Genomic DNA, 16,232 nt, shown 5'->3' on the forward strand with positions numbered 1-16,232 from the left:
TATCCCTCCTTTTCATATTTTCAGTTTAGGGAAGTATGTATGAACTTACAATAAATAATAGTTTGGTATATTTTTTTGTTTAAATCAAAAAAAGACCTGCTCCTATAAGCAGGTCTCGAAATCAAATATTTATTTAATACTAAAGATTCTTCACATGCCCCCATGGTTTCCTGTCGGCTCATAATTATTCCCATTACCTTGGTATGGGAAGGGGGGAATCACTATCGTCAATAATAGAAAGCTAGTCACCAATAAGATCAAAGCCATTTTACTCTTCATGTACATCCACCTGCACCTCACTAATCAGATTTCGGTAGGCTGCTTGTGTCTCAGATGATGCATTCTCTCTAAAAGACTCAAACAGTTTCACACATTCAAGTATATATGACTTATTATTAATTGCAGTAGATTTTTCCAAACAGCTTAACAAAAATCTAAAACCTTTTGAAAACACATTCTTATGCAAATAGTAAACAGCTAACTGTTTCGTGAAATGAGTTAAGCGTTCTGTGATAAATTGTTGATTGTAAACGCCACCACTTTCTTGCTCCTCCAGAAGTGATAATATCTCTGGTTCAAACTGCATAAGTATATCATCTACATTTATAGTGTATTGGTTAGCTGCATCAATGATGTTATCTAATCCGGGAAGTATCTCTTCTTTTTTCGAAGAGAAATAAGCAATGTAATCAGGAATTACGCTTACTTCGCCGGACATCAGCTTATTGACATAAATATTAGCTTTTGCCCACGTTTCATACTGATGCTTCCACCTCAAGGAGCTTTCATCTGTTTCCTTTACCCAGCTAAGATCAGAGTAAGCGTAATTATGCTTAAGAGCCTGTTCATAGTCTTTTTTAACGTAACAAACCTCGGCTTGAAGTAAATGTGAGAATGCCCAGTAAGCAAACGTAGGAGGTGAACCCTGATTCTTTAAGATATCTTCATCTACATTTTGGTGTTTACGTTCCGATTTCATTTGTACTTCGGCCAAATTTCTTAATGCTATAGCGAACTTATCTACCTTCTCCCACTTGCGCAATGTGCGATATGTGTTAACCAAATCCTTTAACGCATCTAACTGGTCAATTTCATCAAGACGATTAACATAAGTCTCAAACTGTACAGCAGCTTCATAACTTCTCTCTTGGTCATCTCCTTGCCTGCTCTGAAACAGGCGGTACTGACATATAGCCAAGCGCTCCGAGTGCTGCTTATTTTCACTTAGAGCAACATTCTCATAAAGTATGGCCGCTGCTTCATACAGTTTTTCTTGGAAAAGCTGCTCGGCAAGTTGGAATAAAGGATCGGCATAGCCCAACTTATCCAATAGCATATTCACGACTTGATGAATGCAATCCAACTTGTTTAATTTTGCACAATTTTCCAAAAATGGACTCATTCTACGCCAGTTGGGACTAGCATCAGCCAAACATTCGGGGATATAACGTTCATAATAATAACCAACGGGATGCCCCATCGCTTCTGTAATTCGGTCTAGCTGATAGACTGAGAACTTACGGTTTCCATTAATGAGGCTGCTAACTGTGCCGGGATTCATCTTTGCTTTTCTAGCCAGATCGCTAATGTTTAAATCATGTTCGGTCATGTACTTGATCAATTCTGCGAGTATCGTGGTTGTATGGGACAAAATAAACCACCCCTTTAAAGGAAACTTATTAGGATATCAACCTATTTAAAATAGAAACATCAGAATCAAATGATAAAATGTCAATTTCGGAAATGAGTATACCATCTTTTGGGATGTTTTCATATACATTTCAATACGGGATTCTTACCTTTAATGCTTTACCTAATCACAAGAATCCCGCTGCAACAGCGATCGTAAGATCAAATGGAACGCGGAGCGGCCTTAGCCATACAATATTTCATCTGAATGTAAAAGGGGATGATTATGTTGGCTACCTTCTCGGCCGCCCTTCAAGTGAAAAAGCGGATGGCCAAGCAAGTTTTAAAAATGTCCGGTGTCCACGGCATCGGCGTTGGGTATAGGGACCCTGCTCGTCCCAAAAGAGGGGCCGCTGTCATTGTGTATACAGATCGGCTTGCCACAGCCTCTACAGGACTTCTGACGGCTACTGCACTAGGCAAGCAAACGAGAGTTCCTGTCCGAATTGTAAGGTCTGGAAAGATGAAAGCCCATGCTGCGGACTACATGACGCGTATACGCCCGGTCATCGCCGGCTACAGTGTCGGGACGATTGAAGGCTCCGGTACAACCGGACTCATCGTTGCCCCAACTGGAGCGCCGGCTACCCGCTATCTTTTCAGCAATAACCATGTACTCAACCCGTCCAATACAGATAACCGGGAGGCCTCGCTTCAGCCAGGCGGAGCCGATGGGGGGACGGCTACCCGAGATCGTATAGGGCGTTTATATCGGTATATACGCCTGAACCCAAAGGGAACCAATTTCATTGATGCGGCGCTTTCCTTGCCGACCCGCAACAGCTTGCTCAGTCCGCGTTACGCTACGGTAGGAGTTGTTCCGGGGCATGTGACCGCTTATCGTGTGGGAGAAAAATTCAAAAAGGTGGGGCGTACGACCGGATTGGTGAAAGGTACGGTAGAGTCCGTCTATACGGATCTACAAATTAATTACGGCGGAAGCTTGGGGCTGCTGACCTTCCAGGATCAGACTGTCATTAGAGGTACCACTCCTGTATCGCTGCCCGGGGATTCCGGCTCTGTCTGGCTCAGACGGTCGGATAATTATGCGGCTGCGGTCAATTTTGCAGGCACGGCAGATGGTCGTATGTCCATTGCCTTCCCGGTGCAGTGGTTCATGCAGGCGTTTAACACACGGGTAGCCCGCCCCGTCGGGGCAGGCCAGGTGCGCAGAGTAGATACAGGATCATCTCCACGCTCTTATACAAGACAGCTCACCAGCAAGGAATTGGCACGCTTACAGCCAAGAACAACACGGATTAAACGGAGTTAAACGCCCTACAGATGGAAAAGCTGCCGCTAATCACTCCGGTGAAGCGGTCGCTTTAAAAGCTTTCCATAGGAAGGCTAGCTTCGGAAGCACCATCCATCTGCGCAGTGGCAATATTGGTAACCTTTAAGATCGGCTTATATAGCGTGAATGATTCACGATGCAAATCATTCACGGCACAAATCATTCATAAGTTAAACAGTTCATGGCATAAAATAATTACATCCGTTTAATCTGTCCCTTCGGCATACGAGCTGGCAACCTTGTAAAATTTAAAGGCATACGTTTTGCTTTCGCCTGGAGCCAGCGACAGACTGGTGTTGGAAAGATAGCCACGGTTGGTGCTCCTCGACTCTCCGCAGGTCCTGATATTCAAGACCTGCGCCTGTAGAGGAATCAGGGACAAGCAGTAGATAAGGCCCGATGCCGCCAGACCAATACTCGTTAAACGGCAGCGGCAGTCCCCAATCTCCGATTTCCAGCATTTGATAGGAAGTGCTCGTTACTTTCATCTGCCGTATTTTGTTTGGGTGCGTTGGAGCTGTTCATGACATAGTTCGTATTGAATGTGTCTCCTACCAGACGTAAGGAAGAGATATCCCCGTAATCTCCGACCGAGATGGAGAATTCATTATTCGATAGCTGTACTGCCTGTATAAAGCCATTGTTACTGCGTCGCATCATCATATAAACTGGACATATGCCGGAATAAGCATTCAGAAGGTGGAGATCGCTATGGAAATTAAGATACAGTTGCCGAAAATTCCTTCAGACTTACCTGTATTAACCGATGAAATGTACTCCTTACGGTCCAAGGATGAGTTTAACATGGGCTCTGTAGAGGATATGACTATGGATAATGTAGAAGCTACCAGGGTTTCGTTGGAGAAGATGATTTTTAAAAATGTAACGATTATGGAATCGTCATTGCCGGAAAGTGAATGGACAGATGTTATTTTCGATAAATGCGACCTGTCCAATATTAACTTTTCGGGTTCCTTTATTCACCGGGTTGAGTTCAGAAATTGCAAGCTGCTCGGAACAGACTTCTCCAGAAGCAGACTCCAAAATGTTCGTTTTGTGGATTGCTTAGGAGATTATTCGCTGTTTCGCTTTGCCAATTTGAAACAGGTTGGTTTTGAGGATTGCTCCTTGATTAGCGCGGACCTTTATCACATGACGCTACAAAAAATCTTTTTTACCCGTTGCAATATGGATCAGGCTATGCTGTCGGGTTCCAAGCTCAAGGGGGTTGATCTGAGCGATTGCGAATTCGATGGACTACAGGTGGATATCGAAGACCTGGACGGGTGCATGATCTCACCGCATCAGGCCTCGTCTTTTGTGGGATTGTTAGGGCTAGTCATTAAATAAGGGGGGCTAATGTTGTTTCAGTATCAGGAGCAGCAATATGAGGGCATTGATTATAGCGGGAAAGATTTAAGGGAGGGTGAACTTATTCGGTGCACCTTTGAACGTTGTACGTTTACGAACGGTTCGCTGGAGGAAATCATGACCAGCGAATGTCGTTTTATCGAATGTGATTTTCAAGGGGCGTTGTTGAACGGTTCCATTCATACTGAATCGGCTTTTATAAATTGCAGCTTTATTGAAGCCAACCTGTTCGTCTCCAAATTCAGCAATTGTAAAATGACGGGGTCAGACTTTTCGAAAGCAAAAATAGATGGTATTACGCTCGTTCAGGGGGATTGGTCGTATACCAATTTGCGGCAGGCCCGGCTGGAAAAGCAGGATTTGAGAGGAGTACGCTTTTATGAAGCGGATCTCTCAGATGCCAATCTGCAGAAGGCAGACCTCAGAGATTGCGATCTGACCAGAGCTATTTTAGCTCATGCCAAGCTACAGGGAGCCGATTTACGTGGTGCTAATATGGATGGAGTCGATTTTAAAGCATTTGTTGTCAAAGGTGCACGGATGGATCGGGATCAAGCTCTATCGTTCTTGCGCTCGTATGGTGCGAAGGTCGATTGAGGCGGAGGTTCCACTCATTCTTTGATCCTATCCCAGGTCTGGCGCAGGCGGTTAATACCTTCAATGATTTGGTACTCCGTTAAATGGGCAAAAATAAAACAGGCGGATGGGGGGCCTGGTGTCAGTTGGTAATCGGCTGCATCACGCCATGTGACTCCAAAAGACCGTGCTGCCTGCATCAAATGGTGATACTGAGCAGGCTCATGCTTCCAGATGGCGTAGGCATGCAGGCCGCAATCGGTCTGATGCCAGTGAAAAAGTCCACTCAACTGCTGCATTTCACGCTGGAACACGTCGTAACGTGATCTGTACATCCGGGTCATCCGGCGAAGATGGCGAACATAGTCTCCGCGCATCATAAAGCGTGCCAGTGCGCGTTGCTCCAGACGGGCAGCAGGCAGCGGGGCATATAACCGTTTGGCGGCTGTCAGCGCTTGGGCCAGTGCAGCGGGCAGAATAGCGTAGCCCAATCGAAGACTACTGAACATGCTTTTGGAAAAGGAACTGACATAGATTACACAATCCCTGCGATCCAGTGCTTTCAGCGGTTCAATCGGTCGTCCTGCCCAACGGAATTCGCTGTCATAATCATCTTCGATAATCCACGCGCCTCTGGATACCGCCCACTGCAAAATGTGTTGACGTCGTGCTAATGGCAATACAGCTCCGGTTGGAAACTGTCGTCCCGGTGTAACAAACAGTAATCTGGAATCCCAATCCTGCGGAATAATTCCTTGTTGATCCAGCTCAGCGGCTTGTACTTGTCCGCCCGATGCAGTAACCGCACGGTGGATACCGGGGTAACAGGGATTTTCCAGTACAATTGGATCTTGCTCATTAATAAGCAATTGGCATAATAATGTGATCACTTCCATGGAACCACTGCATAATACAACTTGATCCGGGTGGGCCGTAATTCCCCGTGTTCTTCCAACATGCTGACAAATTGCTTCGCGCAACCATACATCACCATTCACAGGTGCTGTCATCAAGGCAGATGAAAGCTTTTGCAGGTCTTTGCCAGCGGTAGCCATTGCGCTTTTCCATGCGGTCAGTGAACTGCCTTCCAACACCACTTCTCCTGCCTGAAAAGAAATCAGGGGTTGTTGAGCCTCATCTTCATTCACAGCAGAAGCAGGAGAAGGCTGTGGCTCTCTTTCCATCTGTATAATCCGTTGTCCCCATGCTGACAGAGCTGGGGTTGTTTGTTTTACAGAAGGCGCTTGCTGGCTCTGCTTGTCGATCGGTGATTTGGTAGGTAGCATCGCTGTCTGCTCAATGACAAAGGTACCTCTGCCTACCGCCGTTTTCACATATCCTTCTGCCAACAGCATATCGTAGGCTTCTGCAACACTGCCCCGCGAAATTCCATACATCACAGCCAGATCACGACTGGAAGGCAGGCGCGTATCGCTGGCAAGTGAACCGTTCAGAATTCCTTCCCGAAGGGCATGATACAATGCCAAGTATTTATGATGATACATTTGAATAGCACGCTGATAAGCAATCGTAATATCCATAACCTTCTCCTTCCATTGGACTACTCATTTTCAATCATATTGGATCTATTCATTGATCCATTTTCAACATAATCTGAAATGTATCGCTGGTCAATAGACGAAAGGAGCATGAGCCATGAGAAGAAAAGAATTTACGGTGGCAGAAGAAGAGGAAATTGAGCAATTTCTGAGCGAGGTCAGCTTCGGATTTCTGGGCATGAATAGCGAGGACGGGTTCCCTCGTGTTGTACCCTTGAATTTTGCTTATGGAAACGGTGTTTTTTATATTCATGGCAGTCGTGTCGGAGAGAAGATGGAACGGATGAAGGATGACAACCGGGTCACTTTTTCCGCTGCCAAAGAGTATGCACTCATTCCGTCTTATTTTACGGATGAACATATGGCATGTCCGGCGACTTCATTTTTTAAAAGTATTACCGTGCGTGGTCATGCGGAGCAGGTAGTGGAGCTGGAAGAAAAGGCGTCGGCATTTTCCATTTTTATGAGTAAGCTGCAACCGGAAGGCGGCTATGATGCTATTGATGCCAGCGATCCCCGGTATGCTTCACGTCTGAAAGGAGTCGCGCTGATCAAGATTGTACCGGATGAGTGGACTGCCAAATTCAAATTCGGGCAGAACGTTAAAGATCAGGAACGTCAACAGATTATCGACGGTTTGCAAAACCGTGGGCTGGATGATGATCTGGCAACCATTGAAATGATGCGCAAATATTGTCCTCACCTCTAATCCAGTGTAATTATTCCTGCTCACTCACGGTCTAATTGGTTAATTATACCTTGAGGAAGATGCCCTTAGATTTCAAAACCTTCATTTCTTCTGTATTAGGTCTTTTGAAGGACAGGCGTATATCATCCTCAAGCCCGTTGTTCTTACTGCAAAGGGACTTTATAATACGATAGATTTGTGTAGTAAGGGGGCAAAATCGTGATGAGAACAGGAATCAGAAGTCGGGAAGGTCGACGGTTGTTACTGGAGGCAGGGGCTGAGGAGTTCGCTCAGACCGGTTTTTATCAGACAAAGGTAAGCTCGATTGCGGCGCGTGCAGGATTGACGCAGCCGGATTTTTATATTCATTTTGAGAGTAAGGAACAGATGTATGAGGAGCTTGTCGAGAGCTTCCGTTTGTTGGTGAATGAGACGGTCCAATGTATGGAGGTGGAGCCGGAGCAAAGCCAAGCTGAAATGTTGAGCCGGGGACAAGTGTTTCTGGAATCCGTATTTCGTATGTTATCCAATAATCCGGCGATAACCCGTGTCGGATTTTACCAAGCGGCAGACTCGGTGCGTATCAAGGCAGAAATGGCAGGTCATATTAAAAAAAATCTACTTGCTGCACAACGTCGTGGCTCTTACCGTGAGGAGTTGGACCCGGAGCTGACTGCGGAATGCGTCGTTGGCTTGATTGAACGGTTGACGTTAACCCAATTACTGACTGGACGCGAAAGTCCATCCGTACTTGCCAAGCAGACACGAAACCTGCTCTATCACGGCTTGCTGACACATGAAGGATAGGGGAGCCAATGCTTAAAAGACCTACATTTGGGCGTGAGGAGCGGCATCTGTACCTATCATGGCTGGCATCATACGCATAAGATGCTTTTGTAAACCATGAAGGGAGGAATCAGCATGTCTGGAGTAGGCGCTGGTTATGGAGCTTTCACATCTACAGGAGCGATTCTGGTACTTTTCATTTTGCTCGTTATCATTTCTAAAGCATTCGTGATCTAATTCGTTGCTAAACAATCAGCATTCGAGCGATTTGTTTGTAATCAACGAAGAGAGGAGGAAGTTGAAATGGGTGAAGTAGAAAGAGGTTGTGGCTACGGTGTTTGGACTTCCACTGGTGTGATTCTGGTACTCTTCATATTGTTGGTTATCATTACTCGCACTATTTTCATCTAAATTCTATATCATGGGCTTGAGCGCCGATGCTTCGGCCCTATGGTAATGCAAGCCGGAACAGGAACCGTCTCCAATAGGGGCGGTTTCTTTTTTTTGAAGTTAACGTTGACGTTAACGTTATATAGGTGTAGTGTTTATATGTAAATTTTTTCATAAGTAGGGTGTCATGCTTACGTATAAAATTGACGAGGTTGCCAAGCAATGCGGTTTGACCAAGCGAACCATTCGTTATTATGAGGAAATCGGTCTGTTGCCCTCCCCGCAGCGCAGCGAAGGGAATATGCGGCTGTATACGCAGGAGGATGTGGATTTACTAAAAAAATAGTGAGTGCCAAGGAGGTGCTTGGCTTCTCCTTGCAAGAGCTTCAGCGTTACATATCCGCAGCGGAAATACTAAAGGGTCAGCGGGAGGAATACCGTGAGCGAACGGATAACCTGCTTCCTGCTGAGCGCCGGGACATGTTGGAGGATATGGAAGCAGCACTGAACGAACAGTTGGAGTTGATGGAGGGAAAAATCAACAGCATCCGTATGCTCCAGACCGAGCTGGAGGAATTGCGGGTCAGGGTTCGTGAGCGAAAAATTCTGCTAGATAAGGAACTTGGCAGCGCCCCGTCATAAGAGGAGCATTCTACATTTAGATTTGGAGGTTACATCATATTATGAGTTCACAACACGCATTACCTGAGGAGTTAAAGTTACCTGATGAGTTAAAAAAACAGGCAGGCTTGCTCTCTCAGCCCAAGGCGGTATGGGCGGTTGCTTTTGCCTGTGTTATTTCATTTATGGGACTGGGATTAGTCGATCCTATCCTCCCGGCAATCGCCGATCAGCTTCATGCCACCAAGAGTCAGGTGTCACTGTTGTTCACCAGCTATAATCTGGTGACAGGCGTGGCTATGCTCATTACGGGCGTAGTGTCCAGCCGATTGGGTGTCAAATGGACGCTGCTGACCGGAATATTGCTCATTATTGTGTTTGCCGGGTTGGGCGGTACAGCCGATACGGTTGGCGGGATTGTGGGCTACCGGGCAGGCTGGGGTCTGGGGAATGCCCTGTTTATTGCTACGGCGCTATCCGCAATTGTCGGTCTGTCCACTTCGGGAACGGCCAAAGCGATTATTTTGTATGAGGCGGCCCTGGATCTCGGGATTTCGGTCGGCCCGCTGCTTGGCGGTGAGTTAGGCTCCATTTCTTGGCGCGGTCCGTTCTTCGGTGTAGCTGCATTGATGGTTGTGGGATTCTTGTTCATTACATTTATGCTGCCTACGATTCCAAAGCCTAAAAAGCGCGGCTCGATTGCTGATCCGTTCAAAGCACTCACTTATCCTGCCTTGCTAACGCTGGGCGTTGTGGCTTTGTTGTATAACTTCGGATTTTTTACACTGATGGCGTATTCTCCATATGTGATGCATCTGGACGAGCATGGTTTGGGCTATGTCTTTTTCGGCTGGGGAATTATGCTTGCCTTTACCTCGGTGTTTGTAGCACCGAAGATTCAAGCTCGCTTTAGCGTGGTATCTTCCATTAGTGTCATGCTAACGCTGTTTGCCATTGATTTAGGCGTCATGGCGATAGGGACGGTCGCAGGCTCACCGACGATTGTCATTGTGGCGGTCATCTTGGCTGGTATTTTTTTGGGGATTAACAATACATTGATCACCACGGCTGTGATGCAGGCTGCTCCGGTGGAGCGCTCCACAGCATCTGCGGCCTACAGCTTTATGCGCTTTTTGGGTGGGGCGATCTCACCGTGGCTTGCAGGAAAGCTGTCCGAGTGGTATACGGCGGAAACTCCATTTTATTTTGGCGCATTGATGGTACTGCTGGGTGTAGTGGTGCTGATCGTACGTCGTCGACATATGCAGGATATACAGATTGATGCTCACTAAGAATGAACTTCTGAGGGGGAAAAGAGTATGAGCGAATACCAACATATTCTGGTCGCGATCGATGGTTCGGAACAGGCTATGAAGGCGTTGGAGACAGCCAAAGCGCTGTCTAAACAGCTTCAGGGTGGACCGCGTCTGACCGTATTGCATGTGAATCCGGCTTTATCCATGAATGAACCTCCGATTGGGGTGGATGTGGATGAGCGAATTGAGGAGGAAGGACGTCATATATTGGAGCCAGCATCTGATTATTTGAAGGACGAGGGTATTTCTTATCGCGTGCTGGTGGGTCATGGTGACCCGGCGAGTGTTATTTGCAAAAGTGCAGAGCAGGAGCAGGTGGATCTGATTATTATGGGAACACGGGGCAAAGGGCTGGTTTCCGAAATGATCCTGGGAAGCGTCAGCCATCATGTGATCCAGCATGCGCCCTGCCCTGTGCTGACGGTAAAATAAGCGGTAAAAAAGCCTGTCTGAAAAGGGAAGGAGATACGCATGATGCGTATAACCTCCCCAGATCAGCCGGGCTTTTTTAGTAAGGATATTCAGCGCAAAACTTTCCGAACCCACTTGAGTTTATCTCCGTAAGGTGGGAATAGAAGCTTGTTGTTGATCTCGGAGTTTTTCTTCATGATGCTTTTGGTGTGGGAGAAGAGATCAAAGCTATATTTTCCATGGTAACCGCCCATACCGGCTGCTCCAACGCCTCCGAAGGGAATGTGCGGGTTAGCGATATGAGACACCGTATCGTTTACACATCCACCTCCAAAGGACAGGCGGGTAAGCACTTCATGTTCAACCTGTTTATCTTCTGTAAATAAATACAGTGCCAGTGGCTTCGGATGATCCATTACCGTTTGGATAGCCTCTTCCAACTGTTCAAATTCCAGCATCGGCAGGATTGGCCCAAATATTTCATCCTGCATCGCAGCATCTGACCAGGATCGGGACTCCAGAAGGGTAGGCTCAATATAGAGGTCTTCCCGAAGCGTTGTACCACCAAAGCGTATATTCTCCCGATCCCGCTCAATCATAGCAGCCAATCGGTCAAACTGTCGCTCATTGACGATACGGCCGTAATCGCTGCTTTGCTGAGCATCCTGACCATAAAAGCTTGTAATTGCTGCCTTCATCTGCTCCAATAGCTCTTTCTTAACCTCTTTATGGACAAGCACATAATCGGGGGCAATGCAGGTCTGACCCGTATTCATCATCTTTCCCCAAATAATACGCTTGGCGGCCATCTCGATCTTTGCAGATCGCTCTACAATGACCGGACTTTTTCCTCCAAGCTCCAGAGTGACAGGCACTAGATTTTTGGACGCCGCCTCCATGACAATTTTGCCAACCCCCACGCTCCCCGTAAAGAAAATATAGTCAAATGGAGCATGAATCAACGCGGATGTGACTTCCTTTTCGCCTTCAATCATCCGAATATAAGACTCATCAAAGGTTTCATGTATCAGCTTCCTGATGACAGCGGCAACAGCAGGCGTATTTTCGGATGGCTTCAGAACGACTCCGTTCCCTCCGGCAATGGCACCAATGAGCGGCTCAATTAACAATTGAAATGGATAGTTAAACGGACCGACAATCAGTACTGTTCCGTAAGGTTCCTTGTACACATAGCTTCTGGTTAGAGGGTGATAAATAGGTGTTTTTACCCTTTGGGGCTTCATCCACTTCTTGAGGTGCTTTGTCATATATCGAATACTGTCCAGAGTAAAGCCGATTTCGGTGGTATAGGCTTCAAATTCATTTTTGCGTAAATCCTGAAACAAGGCGGACATAATCGGTTGCTCATAACGTTGGATGGCATGGGCCAGCTTTCGTAACTGCTCCAGCCGAAACTCAACACTACGGGTTTGCCCACTGTGAAAAAATTGACGATGCTGCTGTAAAATGTGGCTGACCTGCTCTGATGTTAGCTGCTCCATAAAGTACATATCCCTCCTATTCAGCCTTTTATTAAAGGCAGTTCCGTTCCAGCGTTGTGACTAGGTTTTTCAATAGCTGTATCGAATGATCCAAGGCTAAAAAATAATGGTGCTCCGTGCCTCGTTGTTCCAGTTGGACGACTCCCGCATTCTTCAGAAGCTTCAAATGGTGGGAAACGGCAGGCCGTGACAAAACCAAATGCTCCGTAATAGCGTTGACGGTCATCTTGCCATTCTCTGAAAGTAAGAGCAAAATATCCTGACGGTGCGGTTCGCTTAAAGTCTGAAAAGTAGGAATGCATGCTCGAAGCAGCTCGATTGCTTGTTTTCCCATATTTATAGTATCCCCCTTAAATGTTTAACCATTTAAACCTAATGGAAGGAGTATAGTCTTTTTGATATGAGTATTCAAGTCGAGCAAAAAGAATAGCATACAAAATAACACTAGATACAAAGAACCACCGGATACAGGTTATTTCGCCTGAATATCAACCAGTAGTTCTTTATGCCTAGTATGAAATTCTCGCCCTGGTCATCCATTGTTTTTTGTCGGTTAGCTATGATGCTGCGTATCATGGTTCAAAAGCATCTGTACATGAAGACATTTGTGAAGTATACCTATGTAGGATAGCAAGCTGTAGTTATAGCATTTTTTTGAGCTGGGATATTCGGGCTTGGGAAACGTCAAGTATCTTTGCATATTCGTGCTGTGCTGCATTGGGTTGTTTTTGCATCAATTCTTTTAGGCTTTCGATCATCTGTTGCGTTGATCGACGCAAACGTTTGGATTGCTTCAATGGCCTTTCCCTGCTGGAGAAAGTCGATTTGGACGGCCTGGTGATAGGGCTGAAATCCGTACCATTTTTCAAATCACGAATACATTCCCCACAAATAAAGCTGTCTCTAAAATAAGTCAATTGCTCCGCCGAACCACACATTTTACACGTCACCCCGGTATATTTTCGTAAGGCGAGAGTACCCGTTTCCTCATCAGCGAAAATCTCAACAGGATCACCCATCTTGTAATCCATTGAAATTCGCATCTCTTTGGGAATGACGATACGACCTAACGAATCTAAGGGACGTGTCATACCTGTATTTTTCAAATGATAACCTCCTTTTTTTATATCCTTATAATACTAAATAAAGGGGAGAAAAAAGAATAGGCTTAGAGAAGCAATAGTATATATTAAGTAAACTATTGAAAAGTATACAAAAAAATTCTATAAAATGGTATACTTTTTTTGTAGAAAAAACGATAATTTTAGCACAGCTTGCGTCTTGTACTCAATCAATCTATGATTCTGGGGCGAGAAACCTTCGTGGGCTACTCGCTCTTTTTAGTATATTTCTCAATACTTTGCACTCTATTCTATGAAAACCTATACTTATAGTTAAAGCTAACTTTAAGAACTGCAACAAAAACGAGGAGGGGAATGAACATGTACTCCATCAGAGAAGTTCAAATCAAGAGCGGACTGCCTGCATCTACACTTCGTTATTATGAAAAAGAGGGGATATTACCTGAAGTGGGGCGGGATGAAGGCGGGAGAAGAGTATATACGGAAAAACAAATTGACTGGATCAGGTTTGTTATGGCTATGAAAGATACGGGGATGACGATTGAAGAGATTAAGGCATACCTTGAGCTTAATGCGAAAGGCGAAGCCGCCGTTCATGAAAGAAGAGATCTTCTCGTAGCTCATAAGAAAAAGGTAGAAGAACATATGGCCCAAACACAACACAATTTGGAGAAAATCATTCAGAAGATCGCTTACTATGATCATGTGGTTATGGGGAAAAACTTCTCTTAACCAAGCATTTGCTGCAAAGGTAAAAAAGCCAAAGCCGTTTGCTTAAAAAGCAAACGGCTCTTCGGAGGGAGCAGGGCACTATATATTTCTGGTAACCTCATACGCATCCCAGACAGCGTACATAATATTTTGTACTTGCTTGGCATCTCCGATTAAGTAGGCTTCGGAAACGTCATTTTGGATGTCTTCATAAAGCGATTGTTGAGGAGTATATCCTACAGCCAGAATCGCTGAATCGGCCTTTAGAATCGTTTCTTCACCATCTTTGTTTTTAAGAACATATTCTTGATCGTTGGCATCGACAATTTTGGTGTTGGTCAGGAGATGGATATCCTTAAATGCAACAAGGTCACGCAGCATATCTTCATTTGCATGGCACAGGGGTCCGCCTACGGTTAAAATATCTTCTTGCATTTCCACCAGGGTTACTTTTTTACCTTGATCAGCAAGCCAGAGTGCAGTTTCGCATCCCACAAGCCCGCCCCCGACAATTACAGTGGAAGCACCGGGATCTTTTTTCCCAAGCAAAACCTCTTCTGCCGAATACACCTTGGTAGACATGCCGATGGAGAAGGTTTTTGGAGAGGATCCGGTAGCAAAGATAACGACATCTGCTGCATATTCCTTTACGGTAGTCCGGTTAACCTCGGTGTTCAATCGGACGTCAACGTTTAAATCCTTTAATTCCCCTTCGTACCAGGTCGCAAGTAAATGGTCGTCTTCCTTGAAGTCTGGAATTCCGCCCGGGATTAGATTACCTCCCAATCGGTTATTTTTATCAAATAAGGTAACGTGATGTCCCCGAATAGCAGCTACACGGGCAGCTTCACATCCTGCCGGCCCTCCACCGATCACCAAAACTTTTTTGGATTGATCTGCTTTTCCGAGTGCGTAGTCTTTTTCTCTACCGCAAGCTGGATTAACGGCACATGAAATCGTTGCAAAAGATGCCAATCGACCCATACAGCCCTCCTGGCAGGAGAGGCAAGGACGAATCTTTTCTATTTTCCCAACCTTGATTTTATTGGGGATATCAGCATCAGCTAACAATGGGCGACCAAGTGCAATCATATCGGTTTTTCCTTCACGTATAGCCTTGCTGGCCAAGTCTGGATTATCCAATCTGCCAGCAGTAATCACAGGTACCTTTAGAATGGCTTTTAAAATTTTGTTGTAAGGAAGATAAAGTCCTTTTTCCTGATACATGGGTGGATGTGCCCAATACCAAGAGTCGTAAGAACCGACATCGCCATTGAAAGCATCATACCCGGCTTCCTCTAATATTTTGGCAGCTTCAATCCCCTCTTCAATATCCCGTCCCTGCTCCTTAAACTCTTCGCCTGGCAATCCGCCTTGACGCCAATCTTTAATAAAGCTTTTGATGCTGTATCGAAGAGATACCGGGAAATCCTGTCCACATTCGGCTTTGATGGCTTGAACGATCTCTATGGCAAATCTTAAGCGGTTTCTCAGACTTCCTCCGTATTCGTCTGTCCGATGGTTAAAGAAAGAAATCGCAAATTGATCCAATAAATAGCCTTCATGAACCGCATGGATTTCAATACCGTCAAAGCCTGCCTTTTTGGCAATAGCTGCGGATTCCGCAAATTTTCTGATATAGGTGTGAATTTCGTCAATGGTCAGCTCACGACAAGTTACATCAGGAAGCCAACGATGAGGAATGGGAGAAGGAGCGACAGCCGTTTTACCAACAATTGAAGGGATACTTACCCGTCCAAATCCTGCGGATAATTGCAAAAATATTTTTGTGCCGTATGCATGAATCCGCTCCGTCATCATTTTACCCGTTTTAACGAAATTCAACGGATTTAGAGTAGGGCAGGGCATGGATGGCAGGGCACATTTCTCAATTTCATTCTCAACCATCGTTACACCTGTAATGAGTAGACCTGTCCCACCTTTTGCCCGTTCAACATAATACTCGACGCCACGTTCATTAAAAGTACCATCGGCATCACAAAGCCCGCCTGGACCCATGGGAGCCATGACAAAGCGGTTTTTAATTTCCAGCTTTCCAATTTTCATAGGCTCGTATAAAATTTGATGTTCTTCTTTCATAAGAATACCTCCTAAGTATGGATCATTTATTAAAATGAATGTATTCACCGAATGGATTCAGTATAGAATAGGAGTAAGTATTATTATGTGATTATTTTCACAATTAAACAAAATAGCATTCCCTATTATAATTAAG

At 45.4% G+C, this 16,232-nt stretch carries 15 protein-coding genes and 2 pseudogenes; 10 read left to right on the forward strand and 7 right to left on the reverse strand.

The genetic code is table 11. The features are described from left to right. Positions 1–268: 268 nt before the first annotated feature. Positions 269–1,651: a helix-turn-helix transcriptional regulator gene (locus NST83_RS03375; protein ID WP_342416568.1), complete on the reverse strand. Its 1,383-nt coding sequence runs from the start codon at positions 1,649–1,651 to the stop codon at positions 269–271. 264 nt (positions 1,652–1,915) lie between these two features. Between NST83_RS03375 and NST83_RS03380 the strand changes: the two genes are divergently transcribed. Then, positions 1,916–2,962, forward strand: a complete 1,047-nt coding sequence (locus tag NST83_RS03380) for a hypothetical protein (RefSeq protein WP_342416569.1) — start codon at positions 1,916–1,918, stop codon at positions 2,960–2,962. Positions 2,963–3,218: 256 nt separating this feature from the next. Here the strand turns inward: NST83_RS03380 and NST83_RS03385 are convergent. After that, positions 3,219–3,640: pseudogene (locus tag NST83_RS03385) on the reverse strand (hypothetical protein); the annotation flags it as partial. Positions 3,641–3,694: 54 nt separating this feature from the next. On the opposite strand from NST83_RS03385, the gene NST83_RS03390 reads away from it, so the two are divergent. Next, positions 3,695–4,333 (forward strand): pentapeptide repeat-containing protein, encoded by a 639-nt coding sequence (locus NST83_RS03390; protein WP_342416570.1) that lies wholly within the window; start codon positions 3,695–3,697, stop codon positions 4,331–4,333. A gap of 12 nt (positions 4,334–4,345) precedes the next feature. Next, positions 4,346–4,951 (forward strand): pentapeptide repeat-containing protein, encoded by a 606-nt coding sequence (locus NST83_RS03395; RefSeq protein ID WP_137061518.1) that lies wholly within the window; start codon positions 4,346–4,348, stop codon positions 4,949–4,951. 14 nt (positions 4,952–4,965) lie between these two features. On the opposite strand, the gene NST83_RS03400 is transcribed toward NST83_RS03395, so the two are convergent. Continuing rightward, entirely contained in the window at positions 4,966–6,471 is a 1,506-nt protein-coding gene (locus NST83_RS03400; protein WP_342416571.1) for a PLP-dependent aminotransferase family protein, read from the reverse strand. A gap of 115 nt (positions 6,472–6,586) precedes the next feature. Between NST83_RS03400 and NST83_RS03405 the strand changes: the two genes are divergently transcribed. The 6 genes and pseudogenes from NST83_RS03405 (at position 6,587) to NST83_RS03430 (ending at position 10,722) form a co-directional block, all read left to right on the forward strand. Continuing rightward, entirely contained in the window at positions 6,587–7,198 is a 612-nt protein-coding gene (locus NST83_RS03405; protein ID WP_342416572.1) for a pyridoxamine 5'-phosphate oxidase family protein, read from the forward strand. A gap of 201 nt (positions 7,199–7,399) precedes the next feature. Then, positions 7,400–7,984 (forward strand): TetR/AcrR family transcriptional regulator, encoded by a 585-nt coding sequence (locus NST83_RS03410; RefSeq protein WP_342417862.1) that lies wholly within the window; start codon positions 7,400–7,402, stop codon positions 7,982–7,984. Positions 7,985–8,098: 114 nt separating this feature from the next. Beyond that, complete coding sequence (locus NST83_RS03415) at positions 8,099–8,200, forward strand: hypothetical protein (protein ID WP_014599460.1); 102 nt, start codon at positions 8,099–8,101, stop codon at positions 8,198–8,200. Between the two features lie 340 nt (positions 8,201–8,540). Further along, positions 8,541–8,995: pseudogene (locus NST83_RS03420) on the forward strand (MerR family transcriptional regulator). 41 nt (positions 8,996–9,036) lie between these two features. Next, positions 9,037–10,266, forward strand: a complete 1,230-nt coding sequence (locus NST83_RS03425) for an MFS transporter (protein ID WP_342416573.1) — start codon at positions 9,037–9,039, stop codon at positions 10,264–10,266. 27 nt (positions 10,267–10,293) lie between these two features. Then, on the forward strand, positions 10,294–10,722 hold the full coding sequence (locus NST83_RS03430) for a universal stress protein (protein WP_137061523.1): 429 nt from the start codon (positions 10,294–10,296) through the stop codon (positions 10,720–10,722). An 89-nt stretch (positions 10,723–10,811) separates the two neighbouring features. On the opposite strand, the gene NST83_RS03435 is transcribed toward NST83_RS03430, so the two are convergent. From NST83_RS03435 to NST83_RS03445, 3 genes are all read right to left on the reverse strand, one after another. Then, positions 10,812–12,203, reverse strand: coding sequence for an aldehyde dehydrogenase (locus NST83_RS03435; protein WP_342416574.1), 1,392 nt, complete (start codon positions 12,201–12,203; stop codon positions 10,812–10,814). A 31-nt stretch (positions 12,204–12,234) separates the two neighbouring features. Beyond that, entirely contained in the window at positions 12,235–12,537 is a 303-nt protein-coding gene (locus tag NST83_RS03440; RefSeq protein WP_342416575.1) for a metalloregulator ArsR/SmtB family transcription factor, read from the reverse strand. A gap of 307 nt (positions 12,538–12,844) precedes the next feature. After that, positions 12,845–13,309 (reverse strand): AbrB/MazE/SpoVT family DNA-binding domain-containing protein, encoded by a 465-nt coding sequence (locus tag NST83_RS03445; RefSeq protein ID WP_137061525.1) that lies wholly within the window; start codon positions 13,307–13,309, stop codon positions 12,845–12,847. 336 nt (positions 13,310–13,645) lie between these two features. Between NST83_RS03445 and NST83_RS03450 the strand changes: the two genes are divergently transcribed. Continuing rightward, positions 13,646–14,017, forward strand: a complete 372-nt coding sequence (locus tag NST83_RS03450; RefSeq protein WP_137061526.1) for a MerR family transcriptional regulator — start codon at positions 13,646–13,648, stop codon at positions 14,015–14,017. Between the two features lie 78 nt (positions 14,018–14,095). On the opposite strand, the gene NST83_RS03455 is transcribed toward NST83_RS03450, so the two are convergent. Beyond that, entirely contained in the window at positions 14,096–16,096 is a 2,001-nt protein-coding gene (locus NST83_RS03455) for an FAD-dependent oxidoreductase (RefSeq protein WP_342416576.1), read from the reverse strand. Between the last annotated feature and the right edge of the window lie 136 nt (positions 16,097–16,232).

Origin of the sequence: Paenibacillus sp. FSL R10-2782 (assembly GCF_038592985.1) — a bacterium.
Taxonomy (GTDB): Bacteria; Bacillota; Bacilli; order Paenibacillales; family Paenibacillaceae; genus Paenibacillus; species Paenibacillus terrae_C.